Source organism: Pandoraea sp. LA3 (genome assembly GCF_022696215.1).
GTDB lineage: Bacteria > Pseudomonadota > Gammaproteobacteria > Burkholderiales > Burkholderiaceae > Pandoraea > Pandoraea capi.
In genome coordinates this window covers 26,058-51,820 of the sequence record NZ_PTPY01000027.1, presented here as the reverse complement: position 1 = coordinate 51,820, position 25,763 = coordinate 26,058, and the positions used below count along the sequence as shown (strand labels likewise).

Sequence of the window (25,763 nt, the reverse complement as noted above, 5' to 3'; positions counted from 1 at the left end):
TACCCCCATACCCTCACATTCTCATCCTCATCCTGTGCAGCATCCTACTCCGGCGGGCGAGTCGGGATCACATGCGGACGACGCGCGTCAGCGTCGCGCGCTTGGCGATTTCCTGCGCGCGCACCGCGAGCGCCTGACGCCTGCGGCCGTCGGCTTGCCGCCGATGGGACGCCGCCGCACGCCGGGGCTACGTCGCGAGGAGGTGGCGCAGTTATGCGGGTTGTCGTCGACCTGGTACACGTGGATCGAGCAGGCGCGGGAGGTGTCGATTTCGGCGGGGGCGCTGGCTGCCGTCGCCGGTGCGTTGCGTCTCTCGCGCGCCGAGCGTGCGTATCTGTTCGATCTCGCGGGCAAGCGCGATCCGGAGCGCGGCGCGGAGCCGCTGCCGCATCACGCCGCCGCGCAGGTGCAGGCCGCTGTGGCGGCCGTGGCCGCGCCCGCCTACGCGCTGGACCGTTGCTGGGATGTGCTGGCATGGAACGATGCCGCCGCTGACATCTTCCGTGGGTGGCTCGACGTGTCCGATACCGCCGGGGTATCTGACGTATCCGGCGCGACCGGTGCCACCGGCACCATCGGCACCCCCGGCACGAAGAACCTGCTGCGCTACATCTTCCTCGATGCCGCGGCACGGACGTTGATTCAGGATTGGGAGAGTCGCGCGCGACGCGTCGTGGCCGAGTTCCGCGCCGAGTGCAGCGCGTATCTGGATGACACGCCCGTGCGGGCGCTGACCGATGCCTTGCAGCGGGAGAGCCCGGTGTTCGCAGCGCTCTGGTCGCAGCAGGATGTTGTCGAGCGTGAAGGCGGGCGGCGCGGTTTTCATCATCCCGAGCGGGGCGACATCGACTTCGCGCAGGTCACGTTCCGGTTGTCGGGGCACGACGACGTGAAGCTCGTCATGCTGCTCGCCTGAGACGTCGTGCACGCCTCGTCGATCCACCGTCCCACATCGTTCGCGTGTGTTCGTCCTTGTTCGTACTCGTCCGCCTTGTCTGCTGACTAGCCACCCGCTACACCGCCGGGCGCAGCCAGTGCACCAGGAAGGTGGCTGTGGCCATGCCGAGCAGCGTCATGATGAGTGAGCCGCCTACGTGCACGATCACGATCAGCGACGCCGCGCCGAACTGGCCTTCGCGCAGCAATTCGGTGACTTCGGCGGAAAACGTGGAGAAGGTGGTGAGGCCGCCGAGGAACCCCGTCACGACGAACAGCCGCCATTCGACCGGTATCGACGGAATGTGGCTGAACAGCGCGACGGCAACGCCGATGAGGTAGCCGCCGCCGAGATTGGCGGCGAGGGTGCCGAGGGGAAGCGTAGGCAGGATGGCGTTGAGTTGTACGCTCAGCGCCCAGCGCAGTAACGCACCGAGTGCGGCGCCGATGCTGATGGCAACGACCGAAGCCAGCATGGGTATTCCCTCCCGCAGATGAGAAATCGCCAATTCGTCGTACGAAGCATGGCGGGCCCGCAGCAAAAAAAACGGCCAGCCGGGTTAGGGGCTGACCGTTCTCGCCTCTCAAGCGAATACTACGCGCGTTGCCATTCGTATGGCCAAAGAACTTAGTCCTTCGGGAACGACGTGGCACCGCCGTGCGCGCCCGACCACTCGGCCGGTGCGTGCAGGAATTTCTCGACTTCGTCCAGCGTCTTCGTGTCGAAGTGGTTCTGCTGCTTGGCCACGCGCAGCACATCCCACCACGTGGCGAGCGAGTGCAGCTCCACGTCGATGTCCTTCAGCACCTGACGGCTTTCCGGGAAGATGTCGTAGTGGAACACCACGAACACGTGGTTCACCTTCGCACCGGCTTCGCGCAGGGCCTTGCAGAAGTTGATCTTGCTGCGGCCGTCGGTCGTCAGATCTTCGACGAGCAGCACGCGCGAGCCTTCCGGCAGATCGCCTTCGATCTGTGCGTTGCGGCCGAAACCCTTCGGCTTTTTGCGCACGTACTGCATCGGCAGCATCAGCTTGTCAGCGATCCAGGCAGCGAACGGAATCCCTGCGGTTTCACCGCCGGCGACCGTGTCGAACTGCTCGCAACCCACGTCCTGAATGATGACGGCCTCGGCGAAGTCCATCAGCGTACGACGCACGCGCGGGTACGAGATCAGCTTGCGGCAGTCGGTGTAGACCGGGCTGGCCCAGCCCGAGGTGAAGATGTACGGCTTCTCGGCGTTGAAATGCACCGCGCCCACTTCGAGCAGGATCTTTGCGGTGATGTCGGAAATCGCCTGGCGGTCGATGCCAATCATGATGCGGTTCCTTAGCGTAGCTGCCCGCCGTGCGGCGTGCAGCCAGGAGTCATGGGTGAGTCAGCGGCATACCGTGCGACGCGTGCGTGAGGCAAACCCATCACTGTGCGCGGCAAAAACACCTGCTGAGGCGGCGGGCGGCACGTCTTGCGACGACTCGCCTGCGCTTAAACGCGAATTATGCCACAAGTTTCAGCAGATGCGAGGTCAATTATGCACTGAGCGTACATTTATCGAGGGATGAGTACGCGCGGTGTGCGCGCACGGCGCATATGAAAAATTGGCAACGATAGATGAATCCAAAAAAAGAGACAGTTGCCGAGCCTTTATGACAGGCATACACTCTCGCCGAAATTCAGACCCGATCAGACGCCATCCACACGCCACCATGCCTCACGACTCTTCGCCCTCCCTTGCCACACCGGCAGCTTCGGCCCCTGCCGCCGCGAAGCACGACCACGCCTATGCGAACCGCGCCCTGTGGGCCTCGGCGGTCGGCTACGCCATGGACGGCTTCGACCTGCTGATTCTCGGCTTCATCCTGCCGGCGATCGCTGCCGATCTGGCGCTCTCCAGCGCCCAGTCGGGTGCACTGGTGACGTGGACGCTCATCGGCGCGGTCGTCGGCGGCATTGTCTTCGGCATGCTGTCGGACCGCTTCGGCCGCGTGCGCGTGCTGTCGTGGACGATTCTGCTGTTCGCGGTCTTCACCGGTCTGTGCTCGCTGGCGCAGGGCTATTGGGATCTGCTGGCGTACCGCACGATCGCCGGTATCGGTCTGGGCGGCGAGTTCGGTATCGGCATGGCGCTTGCGGCGGAAGCCTGCGCGCCGGAGCGCCGGGCGCGCGCGTCGTCGTTCGTGGGGCTGGGCTGGCAGGCGGGCGTGCTCGCCGCTGCGCTGCTCACGCCGTTGCTGCTGCCGGTGATCGGCTGGCGCGGCATGTTCGCGGTCGGTCTGCTGCCGGCGGTGGTGTCCTTCATCATGCGCCGCACGCTCGGCGAGCCGGAGATGTTTCTCGCGCAGCAGCAACAACCGCGTGAGCACGCCCCGCTCAAGCTGCTGGTCAAGGACGGCGCCACCACGCGCGCCAGTCTCGGCGTGGCGATTCTGTGCTCGGTGCAGAACTTCGGCTATTACGGCCTGATGATCTGGATGCCCTCGTATCTGTCGAAGACGTTCGGCTACTCGCTCACCAAGTCGGCCATGTGGACGGCAGTGACGGTGCTCGGCATGGCGTTCGGCATCTGGTTGTTCGGCCGTCTGGCGGACCGCTTCGGCCGTCGCCCCACGTTCATCGGCTATCAGATCGGTGCGGTCGTGATGGTGTTCGTCTACGCGCAGCTTCAGTCGCAGTTCTCGCTGCTGATCGGTGGCGCGGTGATGGGCATGTTCGTGAACGGCATGATCGGCGGCTATGGTGCGCTGATTTCGGAGCTGTATCCGACGGCGGCCCGTGCAACGGCGCAAAACGTGCTGTTCAACATCGGTCGTGCCGTGGGCGGTTTCGGACCGCTGACGGTCGGTGCGCTGGCTGCGGCGTTCTCGTTCAAGATCGCGCTCGTCTTCCTTGCCGGTATTTACGTCCTCGACATTCTGGCCACGCTGTTCCTGATTCCGGAGCGTCGCGGCGAGGCGTTGCAGTAAGGCAATTTACGTATTGCGCCGCACACGCAGTCCTGCTGCGCGTGCGGCATCAAGGTTTCATCTGAGGGTGTACACTTTGCGTCCTGCGGTGCACACCGGCCACTGTCAGTCCCCGGTCAGACGCGCGTGAGCGCGGCTTTCAGGACCGGGAAAGCGATGGTCATCACGCCATCGCGCTGAGAAGAACCCCGTCGACGACACAATCGTCGAATCCCTCCGGTCGGCTTCTTCCCCCCGCCGTGATCCGTCAAAAGACGGTCGAGCCCGCCTGCACCCCCATGCGGCACTGGCCCGGCCGTCGCCAAGTCATTAGGTATCGAGATATGGATGAACAACTGAAGCAAAGCGCCCTGGCGTACCACGAGAACCCGCGTCCGGGCAAAATCTCGGTCACGCCGACCAAGCCGCTGTCGAACCAGATCGACCTGTCCCTGGCTTACTCCCCCGGCGTGGCCTACGCCTGCGAAGCCATCGCTGAAGATCCGCTCGCGGCCAACCGCTACACGTCGCGCAGCAACCTCGTTGGCGTGATTACCAACGGCACTGCCGTGCTGGGTCTGGGCAACATCGGCCCGCTCGCCGCCAAGCCGGTCATGGAAGGCAAGGGCTGCCTGTTCAAGAAGTTCGCCGGTATCGACGTGTTCGACATCGAACTCGCCGAGCACGACCCGGACAAGCTGGTCGAAGCCATCGCCATGCTCGAGCCCACGCTCGGCGGCATCAACCTCGAAGACATCAAGGCGCCCGAGTGCTTCTACATCGAGAAGAAGCTGCGCGAGCGCATGAAGATTCCGGTCTTCCATGACGATCAGCACGGTACCGCCATCATCGCCTCGGCCGCTATCCTCAACGGCCTGAAGGTCGTCGGCAAGGATATCGGCAAGGTGAAGCTGGTGTGCTCGGGCGCCGGCGCTGCCGCGATCGCCTGTCTGGACCTGCTCGTGAATCTCGGCCTCAAGAAGGAGAACATTCTCGTTCTCGACTCGAAGGGCGTGATCCACACGGGCCGCGACAAGCTCGACGAGAGCAAGGCGCGCTATGCCGTGGCGACCGAAGCCCGTACGCTGGCCGACGCCAGCAACGGCGCCGACGTGTTCCTCGGCTGCTCGACCGCCGGCGTGCTGACCGCCGACATGGTCAAGACGATGGGCACGAAGCCGCTGATTCTCGCGCTCGCCAACCCGGAACCGGAAATCCGCCCGGAAATCGCCAAGGCGGCGCGTCCGGACTGCATCATCGCGACCGGCCGTTCGGACTACCCGAACCAGGTCAACAACGTGCTGTGCTTCCCGTTCATCTTCCGTGGCGCGCTCGACGTGGGCGCCACCACCATCACGGAAGAAATGAAGCTCGCCACCGTGCGCGCTATCGCCGAACTGGCGCAGGAAGAAGAGCAGAGCGAAGAAGTCGCGCGCGCCTATGAAGGCCAGTCGCTCGAATTCGGCCCGGAATATATCATTCCGAAGCCGTTCGATCCGCGTCTGATCATCAAGATCGCACCGGCCGTGGCACAAGCTGCCATGGACTCGGGCGTGGCCACGCGTCCGATCAAGGACATGGACGCCTACCGCGAAGAACTCGGCACGACCGTGTACCGCACCGGCTTCATCATGCGCCCGGTCTTCGCTGCCGCGCGTGCGCGCTTCGGTGGCGACGCTGCCCGTATCGTGTTCGCCGAAGGCGAAGACGAGCGCGTGCTGCGCGCCGCCCAGTTCGTGCTGGCCGAACGTATTGCCAAGCCGATCATCATCGGTCGTCCGGCCGTGGTGGAAATGCGTCTGCAAAAGATCGGCTCGAAGCTCAAGCCGGGTGTCGATTTCGAAGTCGTGAATCCGGAAGACGACACGCGCTATCAGCGCTGCTGGCAGGCGTATCACAACCTTGGCGCGCGTCACGGTGTGACGCCGGAAGTCGCCAAGGCCGCCATGCGCAAGGACAACACGCTGATCGGGGCGATCCTCGTGCATCTGGGCGAAGCCGACGGCATGATCTGCGGCATGATCGATACGTACCATCGTCATCTGGACGTGGTCGATCAGGTGCTCGGTCGCGCTGCGGGCGTCGAGAACTACGCGGCGATGAACCTGTTGATGCTGGAAAAGCGCAACCTGTTCATCAGCGACACGTATGTGAACGAAGTGCCGACGTCGGAGCAACTCGCCGAGATGACCGTGCTGGCCGCGAAGGAAATCGAGCGTTTCGGCATCGCCCCGAAGGTGGCGCTGCTGTCGAACTCGAACTTCGGTAGCGTGAAGTCGGCATCGGCCCAGCGCATGGCGCATGCTGCCGAACTGCTCGCCGAACGGGCTCCGCAACTGGAAGTCGACGGCGAAATGCACGGCGATGCTGCCCTGTCGGAGACGATCCGTCGCGCAGCCTATCCGGCATCGCGTCTGTCCGGTGAAGCGAACCTGCTCGTCATGCCGAACGTGGAAGCGGCGAACATCACGTACAACCTGCTCAAGATGACGGGCGGCGAAGGCGTGACGGTCGGCCCGTTCCTGCTCGGCTGCGCCAAGCCGGTTCACATCCTGACGCCGGCCGCGACCGTGCGCCGTATCATCAACATGACGGCCGTCGCTGCGGCGAACGTCACGCGTTGATGCTCAGGCGGACGCGCCAGACGGGCACGGCCCCGATGCGCGCGTCCGCCGGAAGCGCATAAAAAATCCCGCCGTACGCTTGCGCGTCGGCGGGATTTTCTTTGGGCAGTGGCTTGGCTTCGACGGTCTTAAGTCACCAGGCCGTGAAGGCGTCGCCCTGAGTCACGCTACCTATCATGCCGCGACGCGGTGCGAGCCACCGTCGCGGAACTGCGCAAGCAGCTTCGTCCACTTGATGCGCGTCGCCGCCACGTTCTGCTCCTTCACGTGGCCGTAGCCGCGCATCTCCTGCGGCAGTTCGGCGAGTTGCACGGCGAGCGACAGGTTGTGCTCGTTCAGATGCGTCACGAGCTCCGTCACCAGCGCTTCGTACTCACCGATCAGCGCACGTTCCATACGACGCTCTTCCGTGCGACCGAAGATGTCGAACGCACCGCCGCGCAGGCCCTTGAACTTCGCGAGCACACCGAACGCCTTCATCATCCACGGGCCATAGGCCTTCTTGATGAGATGCCCCTTGTCGTCGTGCTTGGCCAGCGACGGCGGCGCCAGATGGAAGCGCAGCGAGAAGTTGCCTTCGAACTGCTCGTTGATCTTCTTCATGAACGCCGGGTCGGTGTACAGACGCGCGACTTCGTACTCGTCCTTGTACGCCATGAGCTTGTACAGCGCACGGGCGACGGCTTCGGTCAGCGGCATGTGCGAGGCGTCGTTCGGCAGGGTCGATTCGGCAGCGCGCACACGATCCACCGTCTGCTTGAAGCGCTCGGCATAGGCGCGGTCCTGATACGCCACGAGCTGGTCGTAGCGACGCTGGATCAGCGTGTCGAGCGCGCGCGGCGAATGCAGCGTGATGAGCTTGCCGCCCGTGGCCGACGATTCCGGCGCTTCGTTCTGCTGCGCGAGCTTGCGCACGGTTGCGAGATCGTGGGCGGCGCGACGTCCCCATTCGAACGCCTGCTTGTTCTTCTCGATGGCCACGCCGTTGAGTTCGATGGCGCGCACCAGCGCAGCGTACGACAGCGGCACCCAGCCCTTCTGCCAGGCGTAGCCCAGCACGAACGGGTTCGTGTAGATGGTGTCGCCGAGCAGACGCAGCGCGAGATGGTTGGCATCGACGAAATCGACGTTGTCACCGGCGGCTGCACGGATATCGTTCTCCGTGCTCGAACCGGGGAAACGCCAGTTCGGGTTGCGGATGAACTCGGCCGTCGGCGTATGCGCGCTGTTCACGACGAGGTTCGTCACGCCGTGCTGCACGCGCGATAGCGTGTCGTCGCTGGCCGTGGTGATGGCGTCGCAGCCGATCACGACGCGTGCGTCACCCATGGCGATACGCGTGGCGTGGATGTCCTCCGGTTGCAGCGCGATCTGTACGTGGCTCGTCACCGCGCCACCCTTCTGCGCGAGACCGGTCACGTCGAGCGTGGTGACGCCCTTGTTCTCCAGGTGCGCCGCCATGCCGAGCAGACCACCGATCGTGACCACACCCGTACCGCCCACGCCCGTCACCAGAATGCCGTACGGACGCGCGATTGCCGGGAGCGCCGGTTCGGGCAACGGCGGCAGGCCGCTGCTGTCGACCTGCGCGGTCTTCGGCTTGCGAAGCTGCCCGCCTTCCACCGTCACGAAGCTCGGGCAGAAGCCGTTCAGGCAAGAGAAGTCCTTGTTGCACGTTGACTGGTTGATCTGACGCTTCGTGCCGAATTCCGTCTCCAGCGGCTCGACCGACAGACAGTTCGACTTCACCGAGCAGTCGCCGCAGCCTTCGCAGACCGACTCGTTGATGACCACGCGCTTTGCCGGGTCCGGGTAGGCACCGCGTTTGCGGCGGCGGCGCTTCTCGGTCGCGCACGTCTGGTCGTAGATCAGGATCGTCGTGCCCTTCACCAGACGCAGCTCGCGCTGCACGCGGTCGAGTTCGCTGCGGTGATAGATGGGCACGTCGCCGACGAGCTTCACGCCGTCGTATTTCTCCGGCTCATCGGTCACGATGACGATCTTCTCGGCGCCTTCGGCGTCGACCTGCGCCACGATCTGCGGCACGGTCAGCGTGCCGTCGACCGGCTGGCCGCCGGTCATGGCGACCGCATCGTTGTACAGGATCTTGTAGGTGATGTTGACCTTCGCGGAGATCGCCGCGCGAATCGCGAGCAAGCCCGAGTGGAAGTACGTGCCGTCGCCGAGGTTCGCGAAGATGTGTTCGTCGCACGAGAACGGCGCCTGACCGATCCAGGGTACGCCTTCACCGCCCATCTGCGAGAACGTGTCGGTCTTGCGGTCCATCCACACGGTCATGTAGTGACAGCCGATGCCCGCGATGGCGCGCGAGCCCTCGGGCACGTTGGTCGACGTGTTGTGCGGGCAGCCCGAGCAGAACCACGGCTTGCGTTCGGCCGCGACGCGTGGCTTGGCGAGGGCCTGTTCCTTGGCTTCGATCACGCGCAGGCGCGTCGCGATGCGATCGCGCACGTCGCGCGGCAGCTCAAACTTTTCCAGCCGCGTGGCAATGGCCTTGGCGATCAGCGCAGGCGAGAGTTCGTAGTGGGCGGGCAGCAGCCAATTGGCCATCGGCACTGACCATTCGCCGCCGGCGCCATCCTTTTCGTCGAACTTGCCGTACACGCGCGGACGCACGTCGTCGCGCCAGTTGTACAGCTCTTCCTTGATCTGGTATTCGAGGATCTGACGCTTTTCCTCGACCACCAGAATTTCCTGAAGCCCTTGTGCGAACGCGCGCGCACCCTGCGCTTCGAGCGGCCACACGCAACCTACTTTGTAGAGACGGATGCCGATGCGCTGACACGTGGCGTCGTCCAGCCCGAGGTCGGCAAGCGCCTGACAGACGTCGAGATACGCCTTGCCGCCGGTCATGATGCCGAAGCGGGCGTTGGGCGAGTCGATCGTCACGCGGTCGAGCTTGTTGGCGCGCACGTAGGCAAGACCGGCGTACCACTTGTGGTCGATCATGCGCGCTTCCTGCACCAGCGGCGGATCGGGCCAGCGGATGTTCAGGCCGTCGGGCGGCATGATGAAGTCTTCCGGCAGGCGGATGTCGACGTTATGCGGATCGATCAGCACCGAGGCCGACGATTCGACGACATCCGTCACGCACTTCATGGAAACCCACAGGCCCGAGTAGCGGCTCATCGCCCAGCCGTGCAGGCCGTAATCGAGGTACTCCTGCACGTTCGACGGAAACAGCACGGGAATGCCGGCGGCCTTGAAAACGTGTTCGGACTGATGCGCGAGCGTCGAGGATTTGGCGGCGTGGTCGTCGCCGGCGAGCACCAGCACGCCGCCATGTTTGGACGAGCCTGCCGAGTTGCCATGCTTGAGCACGTCCATCGAGCGGTCGACGCCCGGGCCCTTGCCGTACCACATGGAGAACACGCCATCGAACTTGGCGGGATACAGATTGACCTGCTGCGAGCCCCACACGGCGGTGGCGGCGAGGTCTTCGTTCAGACCCGGCTGGAAGACAATGTTATGGCTGGCGAGGTGCTGCTTGGCCTTCCATAGCGAGAGATCCAGACCGCCGAGCGGCGAGCCGCGATAGCCCGAGATGTAACCGGCGGTGTTGAGCCCGGCCGCGGCGTCGCGTGCCTGCTGCAACATCGGTAGTCGGACCAGGGCCTGGATGCCGCTCATGTAAGCGCGACCGCGCTCGAGCGTGTACTTGTCGTCGAGCGTGACCGATTCTAGTGCGGCCAGCAAACTCGGGTTGACGGGGGCGTTCATGGGGTGTGCTCCTCACTCTCACTGATTTTGGGATCGCCAAAAATTTCCTGCCCCTCCCGCTCTCGTGAAGCAGGACGGCAGCGTGAATGCCGGCCTTTTAGTCGCTTGTCCCGAGTGTTCACGTGCGTGATGTCACCCGGTGGGCGGGGCCTTTTTTCGTGATGCAGTTGCCAGTCGGACCCATGGTATCACCGGTGTCATGGCGTTGCCTGATGGTGGCGGCAACGTCTCATGGGTTTCCGAACGAGCGCAGTATAGCGATGATTATGACGTTTACGTAAACGTAAGGCGGCTGGCGTAAACCCTGTCTGGTGTTCTTTTCGGACACCCCCCACATAAGCGGCAGGTGCGGCATTGAACCGCATTCGTATTTTGGGATTTGGCTTCAAAATGGCGTGATTGTGTCGTGATTGTGTCGACAATGGTACGTTTGTCGGCGTCATCTGACACATGGGTAACAACGTGTAACGGTTCGGGGCTTCAGGGAACGGAGTTGGCAGAATGCCTACTAATGCGTTACCCGATGCGTCACGGTGGTGTGACCGACACGTTGGGTACGTTCCATAGCGTGCAACGAAAGCACGCAGCTACAAATAAAGCGATACGCAAGAAGGAGTCACTGTGAATCAACGAAACATTGCCAAATTCCTGCTGGTTTCCGCTTCGTTCCTGACCCTGGAAGTGAGCGTCGCCCGCGCCGATGAGCTGGCGCGCGACAAGACGGCCGAACCCACTCCGATTACGCAGCAGCGCACGACCCAAACGCCGCAGCGTTACGAAGGCCCGCTCGACCAGCGCACGATCGATCCGCGAGAATTCCAGCGCCGCTAAGTCACGTTTTGGTTTCGTGACTTCGGCCCGATCCACCTGAGTGCGTTGCCCGGCGGCCATACCCGTCAGACAGCGTTACACTCCCGAACCGCAAAGGCGCAGCCCCACCGGGCGAGCGCCTTTTTCTTTTCCCTTCGGTATTGCTCGACTGCGCTGTAATCTCTTGTAACCACGTATACCCGCATTACACTTCCTTATATCTGGTGATTTGCGCAATAATATTGCGCATAAATACCAATAACAGGGAGAGATATGTCAAAACTGGAGCTGGACAAGATCGATCGGCGCATCCTCGCCTTGCTGCAAAGTAACGGGCGCCTTTCCAACCTCGAAATCGCCGAACAGGTGCGGCTCTCGCCGAGTCCGTGCCTGCGCCGCATTCGTCGTCTCGAAGAGGCCGGCGTCATTCGCGGTTACGTGGCGCTGCTGGAGCCCACGCGTCTGGGGCTTGGCCTGCTCGCCTACGTCAATGTGCGGCTCGACAAGCGGCATCCCGGCGACGGGCAGGGAGGCTCGGTCATCGAGCACTTCCGCAGCGTGGTCGATTCGTGGCCGGAGGTCGTCGGTTGTTACGCGATGGCGGGTGACATGGACTACCTGCTGCGCGTGCATGTGCGCGACATGGCGCACTTCTCGCGCTTCATGCAGACGCAGTTGCTCGTGCATCCGAGCGTGGTCGACGTCAAAACCAGCTTTGTCCTCGATCAGTTGAAAGAGACGACGGCGCTGCCGTTGCCGTAATCGGCAAGCGTCACACGCTGTCATTCTGACGACGACAAAAAACCCGGCCAAAGCCGGGTTTTTCATGAGACGCGCGGTTGCGAGCGAGTGCGGGGTGTTCGCCCGGACGCGCTCAGGCACTCACTCAGGCAGCGCGTTGGTTCGGCAAAATCGCGCCGACCAGACGGCGGGCGTTGCGCAACTGACGCTTGAGCGCGTAATCGAATGCCGCGATCTGCTCCTGCATCATTTCCGAGAGCATCGACTGCGTGTCGGCCGGGGGAAGGCTCAGGTAACCGTCCGCTTCGCCGTAAGCGAAGTTGATTTCCATGCCAGCCTTCTTGGCGATACGCATCATGCGGGCGTTACGCGACAGGCAATGCATGTAGAGGGTATCGACACGCTTGTTGCGGCAATGGATCGACGCACGTTCGAACAAACGCGAACCGATGCCACGCCCACGCGCGGATTCGAGCACCGAGACGCCGAATTCTGCGACACGGCCGTTCTTGCCTTCCGGCAATTGCGCGACGTGCGCTACGGCAACGAGTGCGAGGTTGTCGTCATAGACACCGAACACGCTGTCACGGGAGAAGTCGAGGCTAGCGACGTAGCGGGTAATCACATCGTCTGACACGGCCTGACCGAAACGCAGCAGGCGGTCTTCCTCGCCGAGCGCCAGGAAATGGCGCTGGAGTCGGTGGATGTCGCCGGAGGTGAGCTCACGAATCAGCACGCTTGACCGCTCGTTGGCGGCAACCGTCGCGTGTGCGACGTCGGGCGTGTGGTTCGGGGCAGTCATGGCGTAATCCTTGAGTATTCTTTAGTGCGTGCACTGCATTGTGCGACGCAAAAGAATTATACCCGAACGGGTAGGTAAAAACCCTAGGAAAAGAATAATCGCCTGTGGAGGGAAGCGTCTAAGTCGCTGAAGAATGGCGTCTTTTCTGACTTTGACACCGAACAGCCGTCACAACGCAGTTGCTGCGAGGCAACAAAAAAGGGCGAGATATCACCCTTTTTGTGTAAGTGAGTACTTGCAACCTTTAGGGGCGCGATGGCGTGGCAGGCGCGGGAATCGCGGCTTCGATGCCGTCCGGCAGCGGGGCGGCCAGACCGTGTTCGAGCACGGCAATGACCTCGTTGGCGAAGTCGCGGTAGCGCATGCGGCCGCCGGGTTTGAGCCACGTGAAGGTCCAGTTGATCATGCCAAAGAGCATCATCGTGAGCGCCGTCTGGTTGTGTTTGGCCACGCGCTCCGGGAACGCCCGGGTGAGCTGGCGTGCAAACGCGGCAACCACGTCGCGCTGACGGTTGAGGACGATCTCGCGTTGCTCGTCGTTCAGGAATTTCACGTCGTTGAGCAGCGCGATGTGACGCGTCTGCGACGTCTCGTACTCATCGAGGAACGCACGGATCAGCTCGTGGAACGTGTCGCGCTCCGACAGGCCGCGTCGCTGGCCGAGCGCTTCGACCTCGGTGACGATCAGCATCAGGCGCTTGGTATAGCGCTCCAGCAGATCGAAGAGGATGGCGTCTTTGCTGGCGTAGTAGTGATAGAGACGGGCCTTGGACGTGCCGCAGGCGGCGGCTAGCTCGGACATCGACGTGCTCGGATAACTCGCGCGCGCGAAGGCGTCGGCGGCGACGTCGAGAATCTGTTCGCGCTGCGATTCGTGATCGGGCGCTTTGGTACGTGCCATAAACGGGGGTTACTCCAGTCGTAAATCGCACGCGCTCGCGGCCGTGGTGTCGCCGCGTAACGCTAGCCGGCCTGCCGCACCGAGTTCGCGGCAGCGCCACAAAAGAAAACTGTCGGTGGCGAAGAAACCCTCGATGCGGGGCATCAGTTCGCCGAGAAACGCGGCCATCGGGGTCCAGGCCACCGGGGCGCGCGCCAGAATCTGATCGTCGATCTCGGCGAACGTCGCGCCTTCGAACGTGTTGTGCACCCAGCGTCTGACCTGCGTATTCACTTGCTTGAGCGCCCGCCATTCCAGCGACAGACGACCGATGCGAAGCAGCGAAATCGGGGCGATCCGCACAAACCGTTCGGCCAGCACTGCCGGGGCGTACATGCCGACGCTCGTGCGGCGGTTGGCGTCGCCCGCGCTGCCGTCCGGTGACAGATCGCTGCCACGCAGGAGAATCTCGTTCAGGCGGGCAGGCGTGCTGCGAAGCATAAAGGCGACGCGTCGCAACATCAACTGATCGGACGCGCTGTCGCCATGCCAGCAAACCACCGCATTGTCGCCTTCGACGAGCCGTTGCAGCGAGGCCAGCTCTTCGCGCAACTCGCCTGCGTAATCCCGGCCGGCCGATGGCGCGACGCGCTGCCAGAACGCGGCACGCTGCCGTTCGTTCTCGTCGATCTCGCGCAGCGGGCCAACGGCCAGATCGTCGCGCAGGACAAGGACAGGGTCGGCGCGTTGCGCTTGCGCCATCGCCGCGCGCAATTGCTGCGCGGCGATATCGCCACAGACGACATGGATGGTATTCATGCCCGGTAGTTTACGGTATTCCCGCTACCTCGGGTTGACGCTCCCGTAATGCCGGAAATAATCGACGCATTGGCGGGATTTCATGCCGCTTTCGCCTGCGATGACGTGACGTTCGCACCTCACGGCAAACAGGCGTTCGACATGAGGAAGACGGCGGGGGAAGACGGCCGGAGAACACGGCGGACCGCGCTCCACGTCCATCCTGCCCTCGGCCGATCAGCGCTCGTCGTAGCTCACCACCACGCGCTCCGTGAGCGGGCGCGCCTGACAGGTCAGCACGAAGCCCTGTTCGACTTCGTAATCTTCCAGCGTGTAATTCTTGTCCATTGCCACTTCGCCTTCGAGCACCTTCGCGCGGCACGTGCAGCACACGCCGCCCTTGCAGGCATACGGCAGCGACAGGCCGGCGGCGAGGCCGGTGTCGAGAATGCTCTGGCCCTCGTACGGCTGGCGCAGACGGCGCTCCTTGCCGTCCATGACGACGACCAGTTCGGCCATCGGCGTGTCGTCGGTGATGACGACAGGCTTCACGCCCGCTTGCGGCGACGGCACGCCGAAGCGTTCGACGTGGATCTTTTCCTTGGCGACGCCGGCGGCGGCCAGCGCAGCTTCGGCGGCGTCCATCATCGGACCGGGGCCGCAGATGAAGGCTTCGTCGATGCTCGATGCCGGGATCAGCGTCTCAAGGAACGCCGCGCACTTCTCTTCGTTGAGCAGGCCATTGAACAGCTCGACTTCCTGCGCCTCGTCCGAGAGCACGTGATACAGGCGCAGTCGGCCCAGATACGTGTTCTTCAGGTCTTCGAGCGCTTCGGCGAACATGATCGCAGGCACCGAGCGGTTGCCGTAGACGAGCGTGAACTGGCTGTCCGGCTCGGCGGCAAGCGTCGTCTTGATGAGCGCGAGCATCGGCGTGATGCCCGAGCCGCCGGCGAAACCGACGTAATGCTTGGCGTTGTCCGCCGACAGTCGCGTGAAGAAACGCCCGTCCGGCGTCATCACGTCGATTTGCTGACCCGGCTTGAGCTGGTCGTTCGCGAAGTTCGAGAACTTGCCGCCCGGCACGCGCTTGATGCCCACGCGCAATTCGCCCGTGGCCTCATAGTCGGGCACGCCAACGCAGATCGAGTACGAGCGACGGGCTTCTTCGCCGTCGATATCGGTCTTGAGCGTGAGGAACTGGCCTTGCGTGAAGCGATAGGCGTCGCGCAGGGCGTCCGGCACCGTGAAGGCGATGGAGATGGCGTCGGCGGTTTCGGGCCGGATTTCGCGAATCGTCAGCGAATGGAATTGCGGGGTCGTCATCGTAGGCTTCCCTATCGGGTCAATCTGGGGTCAATCTGGCCATCAATATGGCTTGAAGTAGTCGAACGGCTCTTGGCACGAACGGCAACGGTAATGCGCCTTGCAGGCGGTCGAGCCGAAGGCGGAGACGACTTCGGTATCGTGCGAGCCGCAATGCGGGCAGGGCACGCCGTCTTTCGGGCGGCCGTAGAACGTGATCTTGCGCGGGGCGTCGGCGGAGACGGCGTGCGTGCCGGTCGGCGGAGCAATGCCGTAGCCGCGCAGTTTTTCGCGCGCTTCCGGGCTGATCCAGTCGGTCGTCCAGGCGGGCGCGAGCACCGTCTTGACGTGCCACGGGCCGAGGCCGGCGCGCGTCATGGCCGCGGCAATGTCCTCGGCGATCTGCTGCATGGCCGGGCAGCCGGAATACGTCGGCGTGATCACGATCTCGAACGCCGCAGCGCCCTGATCGTTCGTGACCACGCGCACATCGCGCAGAATGCCGAGCTCCCGAATCGACACGACCGGAATTTCCGGATCGGGCACGGCTTCGAGTGTTTGCCAGGCGAGCGGCAACGATGCGGCCGACGCCGGCGTCAGCACGTCGGGTGCCACGGCAGGCGTGAGCGGCAGATTCGTCATCGCGTCGGCAAACAGGTTCGTCTTGTGCATGATGTGCGCGGGCGGCTTACCAGTTGGCGCCCGGATGCTGACGGGCCAGTCCCTGCATCTCGCCGAGCAGATAGCTCATGTGCTCGGAGTGATGACCGAACTTGCCCGTGCTCTCGAACGCACCACCGACGGGCGACGTCAGCGTGGCTTCGGCGAGGGCGTCGTTGACGGTGGCTTGCCACGCGTCTTTCAGGTCGGCCATCGTGACGCCCGTACCGGCGGCGGCCACGGTGTCTTCGAGGGCATCGCGCTTGAAGATCTCGTTCATGTACGGCACGAGATAGTCGAGTGCGGCCTGCGCGCGGCGATGCGATTCTTCCGTGCCGTCGCCGAAGCGCACGAGCCAGTCGCGCGCGTGGTGCAGGTGGTAATGCGCTTCCTTGACCGACTTGGCGGCGATGGCGGCGAGGTCTTCGTCTGCCGATTGTGCGAGGGCTTGCCACACTTCGACCATCAGGGCGGAGTACAGGAAGTTGCGCACGATGGTGACGGCGTAGTCGCGCTCGGCGGCTGTGGTGCCGGCGGTCGGGCCGTAGTGGGGCAGTTCGACGAGCGTCCAGTTACGGAAGGCGAATTCGTCGCGCCAGAAGGCGTAATCGTCTTCCTGCTTGGCGAAGCCGGTGAGTGCCGTTTCGAGCTTGGCGGCGTGCTGATACAGCATGCGTGCCTGGCCGATGAGGTCGAGGCTCAGGTTCGTGAGGGCAATGTCCTCTTCCAGCACGGGGCCGTGACCACACCATTCCGCGTTGCGCTGACCGAGGATCAGCGCGTTGTCGGCGAGGCGCAGCAGATAGGACAGATGTTCCTGCGTCGGTTTCATGTTCTGGGGTCTCGCTTGGGGCGCGCCGTGGACCTCGTCGGGTCTGTCGGCGCGCAGCCGCTTACATGTGGTTCACTTCTTCCGGCAGTTGGTAGAAGGTCGGGTGACGGTAGATTTTGTCGGCGGCCGGATCGAACAGCTCGGCCTTGTCTTCCGGTGCCGACGCGGTGATCGCGACCGACGGCACCACCCAGATGCTCACGCCTTCCTGGCGGCGCGTGTAGACGTCGCGCGCCATGCGCAGGGCCATTTCGGCGTCGGCGGCGTGCAGGCTGCCGCTGTGCTTGTGTTCGAGGCCCATCTTGCTGCGCACGAACACTTCCCAGAGGGGCCATTCCTTGTTAGTTGCTTGCGTCATGATCGTTCCTGATGTCTTGTGAGGGCGGCGTGACTGGCGACGAGCGCTCAGGCGGCCTGCTTCTGCGCGCGCTGGCGCTGTTTGGCAGCGTGGGCGAGGGCGGCTTCGCGCACCCAGGCGCCTTTCTCGTGGGCCGCCACGCGGGTGCCGACACGTTCCTTGTTGCACGGGCCGTCACCACCGACGACGCGCCAGAATTCGCTCCAGTCGATCTCGCCGTAGTCGTGGGCGCGACGGCTCTCGTTCCACTTGAGATCCGGATCGGGGAAAGTCACGCCGAGCACCTTGGCCTGTTCGATGGCGGCGTCGACGAACTTCTGGCGCAGGTCGTCGTTCGAGATGCGCTTGATGCCCCACTTCATGGTCTGCGTGCTGTGGATGGACTCCTTGTCGCTCGGACCGAACATCATCAGCACCGGCCACCACCAGCGGTTCACGGCTTCCTGCACCATGTCGCGCTGGGCTTGCGTGCCGCTCATCATCGAGAGCAGGGCGTCGAAGCCCTGACGCTGGTGGAACGACTCTTCCTTGCAGACGCGGATCATGGCGCGCGCGTACGGGCCGTACGAGCAGCGGCACAGGGGCACCTGGTTCATGATGGCGGCGCCATCGACCAGCCAGCCGATCACGCCGACGTCGGCCCACGTGAGCGTGGGGTAATTGAAGATGCTGGAGTATTTGGCTTTGCCGGAGTGCAGTGCGTCGATCATCTCGTCGCGCGACGTACCGAGCGTTTCGGCGGCGGAGTAGAGATAGAGACCGTGGCCGGCTTCGTCCTGAACCTTGGCGAGCAGAATGGCTTTGCGCTTGAGGCTGGGCGCGCGCGAGATCCAGTTGCCTTCCGGCAGCATGCCGACGACTTCCGAGTGCGCGTGCTGGGAGATCTGGCGCACGAGCGTCTTGCGGTACTCGGCGGGCATGTAGTCCTGCGGCTCGATCTTCTGTTCGGCGGCGACGCGTTCGTCGAAGCGAGCTTGCTGCGCCTGCTCTGCATCGCTCAGGGTGCGCACACCCTTGGGGCTGTTGCCGGCCAGATCGATGGCTTGCGTATACATAGAGGAAGGCCTCCGCGGCATGTGGGGATATGGAACGCATTATAAACCGACCGGCCGGTCGGTCAATAAATGTTTTCCATTAGGCCGCGGAGGTGTCGTTTTCCACAGATCGTGGGTTTCGGCAGGGGAAACGAAAGGGCTGAGGTGACGGGGGCGCTCAGCCGGTCTTTCGATCAGGACAAACGGGTGCGCACCGTCACGACCTCGCCGTCGCGGTAGACAACTAGCTTGCACGGGGCGCCGGGTGCCTGCGCCGCGACGTAGCGCGCGAGGACGTCCGGCGATGCGATGGCGCGGTCGTTGAACGCGACGACCACGTCGCCCGCCATCAGTCCGGCCGCCTGGGCGGGACTGCCCGCCGCGACCTGAACCACCAGCGCGCCGCGCGTGGACGGCAGCGCCAGGTCGTCGGCGAGATCGTCGGTCACGGGCCGGATCGCGATGCCGAGTCGGCCGTGAGATGAGGGCGTGGGCGAGCCCGATTGCGCCTCCCGCGGCGCCCGATCCTTGATGCGCATCGCGACATCGATCGGAATGGCGAACGACAGTCCCTGGAAGCCGCCGGTGCGCGAGTAGATCATCGAATTGATGCCGATGACTTCGCCTTTCAGGTTGAACAGCGGCCCACCGGAGTTGCCGGGGTTCACCGGGACGTCGGTCTGGATGAACTTCACCGGGTTGTCCTCCGACATCGTGCGTGCCTTGTTGCTGATGATGCCGGACGTGACGGTGTTGTCCAGACCATACGGCGAGCCGATGGCGACGACCCACTCCCCGGTTCTGCTGTCCGCCGGGTCGCCAATCCTGACCACGGGCAGGCCGCGCGCGTCGACCTTGAGCACCGCCACGTCCGTCGTCGGATCGGTGCGGACCACGCGCGCATCGAAGGTGCGGCCGTCAGTCAGCTTGACCGACACCTGTTCGGCACCCTTGATCACGTGATGGTTGGTGAGGATGAAACCGTCGCTGCTCACGATGAAGCCCGAGCCGAGGCTGGCCGAGCCCCGACCGGCCACGGCATCGATATGGACGACCGCCGGGCCATAGCGCGATACGATGTTGGCGAAGTTCGGGGCCTGCGGCGTGGTGGAATCGCCGTCCGGCTTCGATGCCGGGGCGGTGGCTGCGGTCGCGGTGGCCGTTGTGGTGAAGGGCAATACGCCGGCAGCGGCGTCGTCCGAGGGGGCCAGTGCAATGCCGGCGACGGTCGTCGTCAGCACGGCGATACTCGCGGCGATGCGGCCGTATCGATGCTTGTCGGTGCTCATGATGCTCAGTAGTACGGGGAGGGACGGGGGCGCGAAAAGCCAGCATCCTATGTGACGCACCTTAAGCGAGTCTTAAGCCGTTTTACACCGCGCATCTATGGTTTCGCTGGACGTTACGTCGTCTGTCGGCCATCTTCCCATGCGGGGTCCGCCGTGAACTGGACCGTCACCCGGCTGCCGATGTCCTGACGGCTGGTGACGAGCCAGAGGCGTTCGCGCAGGGCGTCCTGCGCCCGCACGTCGCGCAAGGGCGAGTCGGCGTCGATCAGAATGCTGATGTCGACGAAGTTCAGACGCCCGGCCTGCGCGACATGGGTGTGAAAACGCAGCACGCCGCCCAGCTCGCCGACGCTCGTCAGCAAGGCATCGATGTCGTTCGTCGGGTTGTTTTCCTCCGGCGGCACATGCAGCAACTCACCGAAATTCTTGCGAATCAGCCGCAGGGCCACACCGACGAAAAGCGCCGATAGCACCACCGTCACCATACTGTCGACATAACGCGCCCACACCACACGAAACGCATCCGGCAGCGCGAGGTACACGAGAAAGCCGAGCAGCGTGGCGGCGCTGAATGCGAGCTTCATCACCCATTTCCAGCTGTCGGCCTTGAGCAGTTTGGAGTTGACCTGTGCGCTCGCCCAGCGCTTGTAGCGCACCATGATCAGGCAGACGAGACAACTGCCGGCGCTGAACCAGATCACTCCCTGCGTATCGACATAGTGACCGCCGGTGCGTATTCCTTCAAGACCGTTGATCACGCCGTACGCACAGATCAGCAGGATCATGATCCCGGTGATGCCATTGACCAGCGGTTCGAGGAACCAGTAACCGTGTTCGCGGCGGCTGTTCTCCGGTGCGTTGATCAGCGTCGCGGCAAGCAGGCCGAGTCCGGCCGTGGCCAGATTGAGGAGATAAATCACGGCCGTCAGCAGCAGCGCATCGGATTGGATGAGCAGGCCGTAGCCGATGTTCGCGACGAAACCGAAGCTCACGACGACGAGGGACACCTTCATCGCGCGCTTCTCGATGGCGGCAATCTGTGCTTTCTTCAGCGTGGAACGAATCGGCATGGTGCCTCGCTGTTGGATGCAAAAAGGGGCAGGGGCCGGGACGCTAACGCAGCATCACACCCGTCATGGTGAGGATGGCGACGCCTGCACCTGCCATCACGACCGCAAAAGCGCACCATTCCCGACGCGAGAAAAGCGGTTGCCCGTGCAAACGGCGTGCCCACGCGTACAGCAGGCTGCCGGGTGCATAGAGCAAGGCGGCCATCAGCAGCAGATCGATGCCGCACGTATAGAGCAGGAACGCCGTATAGATCGTGGCGCCAATGGCGATGCCGTAGCGCGTCGTTCTTCCGCTTTGCGCGTCGGCGTCGGACGATTGACCGGCCACGACTTTCAGTCCGAACAGTGCGACCAGCAGATACGGAATCAACGCCATCGTGCTCGTCATGCGCAACATGAGCGAGAAGGCATCGGTGGACCAATACGTGCTGATCACGAACGCCTGCACGACAGCCGACGTGAGCCAGATCGCATTGGCGGGCAACTGTTTCGCGTTAAGGCGGGCAAAGGCTCTCGGCAGGCCGCCGGCGAGCGCAGTGGCATAGACCACTTCGGCACAGATCAGCGACCAGGCGAGGTAGGCGCCCAACACGGACAGGATGAGTGCGGCCGAAATGAATGCCGCGCCCGCCGGTCCCGCGACCGCGCCCAGCACGGCCGCCATCGAGGGTTGCCGCATGAGCGCGATATCGGCCTGCGCAAGCACACCGAAAGGCAGCAGCGTGACCAACACGAGCAGGAGCAGCACGAAGGCGAAACCTGCCAGCGTGGCGATGCCGACATGCTTGCGGCTGCGCGCGTGTCGCGAGTAGACGCTCGCGCCTTCGATACCCAGGAAGACGAACACCGTCACGAGCATGGTGGCCGATACCTGCGAGCCCAGCGTCGCACTACCGCCTTGCCAGTTCGTCGCGAATACATCGGGGTCGATCTTGAACACCAGAATGCCGATGAACGCAAAAATGGGCAGCACTTTGATCACGGTGAGAATCGCATTGATCAGCGTGGCCTGTTGCACGCCGCGCAGCAGCATCCAGTGAAAGCACCATATGCCGACAGACGACACGGCAATCGCCGTAAGCGTATTACCGTCGCCGAACACCGGAATGAAAGTGCCCAGTGTCGATTTAATCAGCACCCAGTAGGAGACATTGCCGAAGCAGCCTGCCATCCAATAACCGAAGGCCGAAATGAATCCCGCGTAATCGCCAAAGCCATCGCGCGCATAAGCAAATATTCCGGAGTCCAAATCAGGTCTGATTTCAGCGAGATACTGAATGATGCGCGCGAGCAGGTACATGCCGCCACCGGCAATGCACCACGACACGATGGCGCCTGCCGGACCGGTTGCCAATGCGAAGTTGCGCGGCAAGGAGTAGATGCCCGCGCCGACCATGGAGCCCACGACCATGGCCCACAGCGCGGGCAACGACGCTTTGGAGGGATTCGTTGCGTTCATGCGTCCTCATCGTGATGCAGTCATGCAGCGGTTGAGGAAAAGTCACCGGGCGGCGCCGAAAAATTAACTATGCGCAGTACTTCCAAATGGTCTACTCTGCCTTATGCGTCGAATGGCAGACAGACGAATCATTTAAGGCAGCATACCCGTTGCAATCGAGTTTTTGTCTGATCTGCCGCCGAACGCGATAAGAAAAATATTCGCGGATTCCTTACCGTCGAGACAAGGTTGGTGTTTAACGTCTGAAGCAAGTAATTTTTATTACGCTTCGTCTCGATGGAAGGTTGCCGCTGTGCGGGGGGAATTCGGGTCGACAAGATGCGTGGCTTCATTTTCTCAGGGGAATGGCATGCGTAACGTTGCATCGATACTGCTTCATCCTGACCTGCGCTCGTCCAGATTTTCAGGCGACCGTCACACCGTGTCCGCCGTGCGTTGTTCACAACTCCCGGGCTCGCCATCTCCACCAGCGATGTCCGGCGTCATGGCAGTTCCCCGCGCGTTGATCGAGCGTTGATTGCGCATTGATCGCGCATTGATCGCGCATTGATCGATAAGGCGCGCCAGTAGCACCCGCCTACGGTTCATTCCTGCACACCCTGCTGTGCGACGCCACGTATCCACGTATCGCGCTTGCGGCATCGTTCGCGCTTTAACGCCATGAGGCCATGAATGTCCAATTCGACAGCGAAGATGAGTCGTATCCAGCTCACCGCCATGGTGGTGGGCGGTATGGTCGGGGCGGGGATCTTCTCGTTGCCCCGCACGTTTGCCAACGCCACCGGGCCGGTGGGTGCCGTCATTGCGTGGGTGATCGCGGGCATCGGCATGTACACGCTGGCGCGCGTCTTCCAGCATCTGGCGCAGCGAAAGCCCGACCTCGATGCCGGTGTGTTCATGTACGCCAAGGAAGCCTTCGGTGACTACCCGGGGTTCCTGTCTGCCTTCGGCTACTGGATCGGCAGTTGCATCGGCAATGTGTCGTACTGGGTGTTGATCAAATCCACGCTCGGTGCCTTCTTTCCGGTATTCGGCGACGGTAATACGCTCGTCGCGATTCTCGTGGCGTCCGTCGGGATCTGGCTGTTCCACTTCCTGATCCTGCGCGGCGTCAAGCAGGCCGCCTTCATCAACACGGTGGTGACCTTCGCCAAGGTGATCCCGATCATCGTGTTCATCGTGATTCTGGCGTTCGCCTACAAAGCCGACATGTTCAGCCTGAACATCCAGTTGGCGGCGCAGGAGGGCGGCATCGTGCAGCAGGTGCGCGCGACCATGCTGGTGACGGTGTTCGTGTTCATCGGTATCGAAGGCGCCAGCGTCTATTCCCGTTACGCCAAGAAGCGTGAAGACGTCGGCTTCGCCACGATTACCGGCTTTTGCGCGGTCACGGCACTGATGGTGCTGGTGTCGATGTTGCCGTTCGCGGTGCTCTCGCGTACCGATGTGGCAGGCATGCGTCAGCCGTCGATGGCTGCCGTGCTCGAACAGATCGTGGGTCCGTGGGGCGGCCTGTTCGTCAGTATCGGTCTGGTGGTGTCGGTACTGGGCGCCTATCTGGCCTGGTCGCTGATCTGTGCGGAAGTGATGTTCGCGGCGGCGAAGAACAAGGACATGCCGTTGATGTTCGCCAAGGAAAACGCCAACGAAGTGCCGGCCAACGCGTTGTGGATCACGAACATCATCGTGCAGTTGCTGGTCGCGAGTACGTATTTCTCTCGCGACGCGTTCACGCTGATGCTGAACCTCACGAGTTCGATGGCCCTGATTCCGTATCTGTTCGTGGCGGCTTACGGCGTGATACTGGCGCGCCGGGGCGAGAGCTATGAAGTGCGCCCCGAGGAGCGCAAGCGCGATCTCGCCTTCGCGCTGGTCGCGGTCATCTACACCGTCTTCATGATCATTGCCGGCGGGCTCTCGTATGTGCTGCTGTCTGCGGTGTTGTACGCGCCGGGAACTGCGCTCTATTTCTGGGCCCGGCGTGAGCGGGGCCTGCCGGTGTTCCAGGGCGCCGTCGACATTGCCATTTTCGCGGTGACCGTTATCGCGGCCATCGCGGGTGTTATCGGCCTGGCCACGGGCTATATCGCCGTCTGACCGGATACCGTGCCGTCGCGAAGCGCCGTGCCCGTGCTGCCGCACTTCGCCATTTCTTGAACGAGTGAGATCAATTCGGAGATCGACATGACCAAGTCTCAAGGTGCCGATGCAGGCGTTGCAGTGAAAGACAGTCCGTTCGGCGTTTATTCCGAGGTCGGCCAGTTGCGAAAGGTGATGGTCTGCGCACCCGGCCTGGCGCATTCGCGACTGACGCCGAGCAACTGCGACGAACTGCTGTTCGACGACGTGCTGTGGGTGGAAAACGCCAAGCGCGATCACTTCGACTTCATCACCAAGCTGCGCGACAAGGGCGTGGACGTGGTGGAAATGCACAACCTGCTCGCGGAAACGGTGGCGGTACCCGAGGGCAAGAAGTGGATTCTCGACAATCAGGTGGTGCCGAATCAGGTCGGCCTGGGTTTTATCGACGAACTACGTAGCTATCTGGAAGGGCTCGACAATCGCAAACTGGCCGAGACGCTGCTCGGCGGCCTCTCGATTCACGACTTCCCCGAGACGCACGGCGGTGCCGCACTGAAGGTGGTGCGTGAAGCCGCCGGCGCGACCGAATACCTGCTGCCACCGCTGCCCAACACGCTCTACACGCGAGACACGACGTGCTGGATCTACGGCGGCGTTACGCTCAACCCGCTGTATTGGCCGGCACGCCACGAGGAAACCATTCTCACGACCGCCATCTATCGTTTCCATCCGGACTTCGCCGGCAAGGTCAATGTGTGGTGGGGAGACCCGACGCAGGATCACGGACTGGCCACGCTCGAAGGGGGCGATGTCATGCCGATCGGCAACAAGACCGTGCTTATCGGCATGAGCGAGCGCACGTCACGGCAGGCCATCAGCCAGTTGGCCAACGAGCTGTTCAGGCGCGGCGCGGCTGAGCGCGTGATCGTCGCGGCGATGCCGAAGATTCGTGCCGCCATGCACCTGGATACCGTGTTCACGTTCGCCGATCGCGACTGCGTGCTGGTCGCGCCCGACTTCATGTCGCAGACGCGTACGTTCTCGTATCGGCCGAGCGACGGGCCGGCGGGAGTCGAGCTGCACGCCGAGCGCAAGCCGTTCGTCGATGTCGTGGCCGAAGCGCTGGGGCTCAAGAAACTGCGTGTCGTGGAGGCGGGCGGCAGCGATTATCAGCGCGAGCGCACCCAGTGGGACAGCGGCGCGAATCTGGTCTGTGCGTCACCGGGCGTGGTGTTCGCTTACGACCGTAATACGTACACGAACACCCTGCTGCGCAAGGCCGGCATCGAGGTCGTGACCATCGTCGGCGCCGAGCTTGGACGCGGACGTGGCGGTGGCCATTGCATGACGTGCCCGATCATCCGCGACGCCGTGGATTTCTGACGTGACGCCCCCGTCGC

21 protein-coding genes are annotated in these 25,763 nt (G+C 63.2%); 7 read left to right on the top strand and 14 right to left on the bottom strand.

Annotated features, from left to right (window positions below; genetic code table 11):
- Positions 1-34 precede the first annotated feature (34 nt).
- Positions 35-916 (top strand): helix-turn-helix transcriptional regulator, encoded by an 882-nt coding sequence (locus C5N93_RS08025; protein ID WP_242558880.1) that lies wholly within the window; start codon positions 35-37, stop codon positions 914-916.
- Between the two features lie 97 nt (positions 917-1,013).
- Here C5N93_RS08025 and crcB read toward each other — a convergent pair whose 3' ends face one another.
- Together crcB and C5N93_RS08015 are read right to left on the bottom strand one after the other, a co-directional pair.
- Positions 1,014-1,412, bottom strand: a complete 399-nt coding sequence (crcB, locus tag C5N93_RS08020) for a fluoride efflux transporter CrcB (RefSeq protein WP_242558879.1) — start codon at positions 1,410-1,412, stop codon at positions 1,014-1,016.
- 152 nt (positions 1,413-1,564) lie between these two features.
- Complete coding sequence (locus tag C5N93_RS08015; protein WP_039393823.1) at positions 1,565-2,254, bottom strand: orotate phosphoribosyltransferase; 690 nt, start codon at positions 2,252-2,254, stop codon at positions 1,565-1,567.
- A 388-nt stretch (positions 2,255-2,642) separates the two neighbouring features.
- Between C5N93_RS08015 and C5N93_RS08010 the strand changes: the two genes are divergently transcribed.
- Positions 2,643-3,899: an MFS transporter gene (locus C5N93_RS08010; RefSeq protein WP_242558878.1), complete on the top strand. Its 1,257-nt coding sequence runs from the start codon at positions 2,643-2,645 to the stop codon at positions 3,897-3,899.
- Positions 3,900-4,222: 323 nt separating this feature from the next.
- Positions 4,223-6,502 (top strand): NADP-dependent malic enzyme, encoded by a 2,280-nt coding sequence (locus tag C5N93_RS08005; protein WP_242558877.1) that lies wholly within the window; start codon positions 4,223-4,225, stop codon positions 6,500-6,502.
- Between the two features lie 174 nt (positions 6,503-6,676).
- Here the strand turns inward: C5N93_RS08005 and C5N93_RS08000 are convergent, their stop codons facing one another.
- The gene (locus tag C5N93_RS08000) at positions 6,677-10,243 is read right to left on the bottom strand and encodes an indolepyruvate ferredoxin oxidoreductase family protein (RefSeq protein WP_242558876.1); all 3,567 of its coding nucleotides are present in this window, start codon (positions 10,241-10,243) and stop codon (positions 6,677-6,679) included.
- Positions 10,244-10,864: 621 nt separating this feature from the next.
- On the opposite strand from C5N93_RS08000, the gene C5N93_RS07995 reads away from it, so the two are divergent.
- Both C5N93_RS07995 and C5N93_RS07990 read left to right on the top strand, forming a co-directional pair.
- Positions 10,865-11,074 carry a hypothetical protein gene (locus C5N93_RS07995; RefSeq protein ID WP_039393813.1) on the top strand — a complete coding sequence of 70 codons (210 nt, stop codon included), beginning with the start codon at positions 10,865-10,867 and terminating at the stop codon, positions 11,072-11,074.
- Positions 11,075-11,326: 252 nt separating this feature from the next.
- Complete coding sequence (locus C5N93_RS07990) at positions 11,327-11,815, top strand: Lrp/AsnC family transcriptional regulator (protein ID WP_150722727.1); 489 nt, start codon at positions 11,327-11,329, stop codon at positions 11,813-11,815.
- Between the two features lie 124 nt (positions 11,816-11,939).
- Here the strand turns inward: C5N93_RS07990 and C5N93_RS07985 are convergent, their stop codons facing one another.
- From C5N93_RS07985 to C5N93_RS07935, 11 genes are all read right to left on the bottom strand, one after another.
- Positions 11,940-12,596, bottom strand: a complete 657-nt coding sequence (locus C5N93_RS07985; RefSeq protein ID WP_069343544.1) for a GNAT family N-acetyltransferase — start codon at positions 12,594-12,596, stop codon at positions 11,940-11,942.
- Positions 12,597-12,840: 244 nt separating this feature from the next.
- Positions 12,841-13,497, bottom strand: coding sequence for a TetR/AcrR family transcriptional regulator (locus C5N93_RS07980; protein ID WP_069343543.1), 657 nt, complete (start codon positions 13,495-13,497; stop codon positions 12,841-12,843).
- Between the two features lie 9 nt (positions 13,498-13,506).
- Positions 13,507-14,295, bottom strand: coding sequence for a DUF1835 domain-containing protein (locus C5N93_RS07975; protein WP_242558875.1), 789 nt, complete (start codon positions 14,293-14,295; stop codon positions 13,507-13,509).
- 216 nt (positions 14,296-14,511) lie between these two features.
- Positions 14,512-15,600, bottom strand: coding sequence for a 1,2-phenylacetyl-CoA epoxidase subunit PaaE (paaE, locus tag C5N93_RS07970; RefSeq protein WP_069343541.1), 1,089 nt, complete (start codon positions 15,598-15,600; stop codon positions 14,512-14,514).
- 42 nt (positions 15,601-15,642) lie between these two features.
- Positions 15,643-16,251, bottom strand: coding sequence for a 1,2-phenylacetyl-CoA epoxidase subunit PaaD (gene paaD / locus C5N93_RS07965; RefSeq protein WP_242558874.1), 609 nt, complete (start codon positions 16,249-16,251; stop codon positions 15,643-15,645).
- A 16-nt stretch (positions 16,252-16,267) separates the two neighbouring features.
- Positions 16,268-17,071, bottom strand: a complete 804-nt coding sequence (gene paaC, locus C5N93_RS07960; protein WP_069343540.1) for a 1,2-phenylacetyl-CoA epoxidase subunit PaaC — start codon at positions 17,069-17,071, stop codon at positions 16,268-16,270.
- Between the two features lie 61 nt (positions 17,072-17,132).
- Positions 17,133-17,429 carry a 1,2-phenylacetyl-CoA epoxidase subunit PaaB gene (paaB, locus tag C5N93_RS07955; RefSeq protein ID WP_069343539.1) on the bottom strand — a complete coding sequence of 99 codons (297 nt, stop codon included), beginning with the start codon at positions 17,427-17,429 and terminating at the stop codon, positions 17,133-17,135.
- A gap of 47 nt (positions 17,430-17,476) precedes the next feature.
- Positions 17,477-18,484 carry a 1,2-phenylacetyl-CoA epoxidase subunit PaaA gene (gene paaA / locus C5N93_RS07950; RefSeq protein ID WP_069343538.1) on the bottom strand — a complete coding sequence of 336 codons (1,008 nt, stop codon included), beginning with the start codon at positions 18,482-18,484 and terminating at the stop codon, positions 17,477-17,479.
- A gap of 173 nt (positions 18,485-18,657) precedes the next feature.
- Positions 18,658-19,752, bottom strand: a complete 1,095-nt coding sequence (locus tag C5N93_RS07945) for a trypsin-like peptidase domain-containing protein (RefSeq protein WP_242558873.1) — start codon at positions 19,750-19,752, stop codon at positions 18,658-18,660.
- Positions 19,753-19,865: 113 nt separating this feature from the next.
- Positions 19,866-20,822 carry a cation diffusion facilitator family transporter gene (locus tag C5N93_RS07940; protein ID WP_242558872.1) on the bottom strand — a complete coding sequence of 319 codons (957 nt, stop codon included), beginning with the start codon at positions 20,820-20,822 and terminating at the stop codon, positions 19,866-19,868.
- A 43-nt stretch (positions 20,823-20,865) separates the two neighbouring features.
- Positions 20,866-22,281 (bottom strand): basic amino acid/polyamine antiporter, encoded by a 1,416-nt coding sequence (locus C5N93_RS07935; protein ID WP_242558871.1) that lies wholly within the window; start codon positions 22,279-22,281, stop codon positions 20,866-20,868.
- Between the two features lie 672 nt (positions 22,282-22,953).
- Between C5N93_RS07935 and C5N93_RS07930 the strand changes: the two genes are divergently transcribed.
- Both C5N93_RS07930 and arcA read left to right on the top strand, forming a co-directional pair.
- Complete coding sequence (locus tag C5N93_RS07930; RefSeq protein WP_242558870.1) at positions 22,954-24,378, top strand: basic amino acid/polyamine antiporter; 1,425 nt, start codon at positions 22,954-22,956, stop codon at positions 24,376-24,378.
- 87 nt (positions 24,379-24,465) lie between these two features.
- A complete protein-coding gene (arcA, locus tag C5N93_RS07925) occupies positions 24,466-25,746 on the top strand; it encodes an arginine deiminase (RefSeq protein WP_242558869.1) in 1,281 nt (426 codons plus the stop codon).
- The last annotated feature ends 17 nt before the right edge of the window (positions 25,747-25,763 follow it).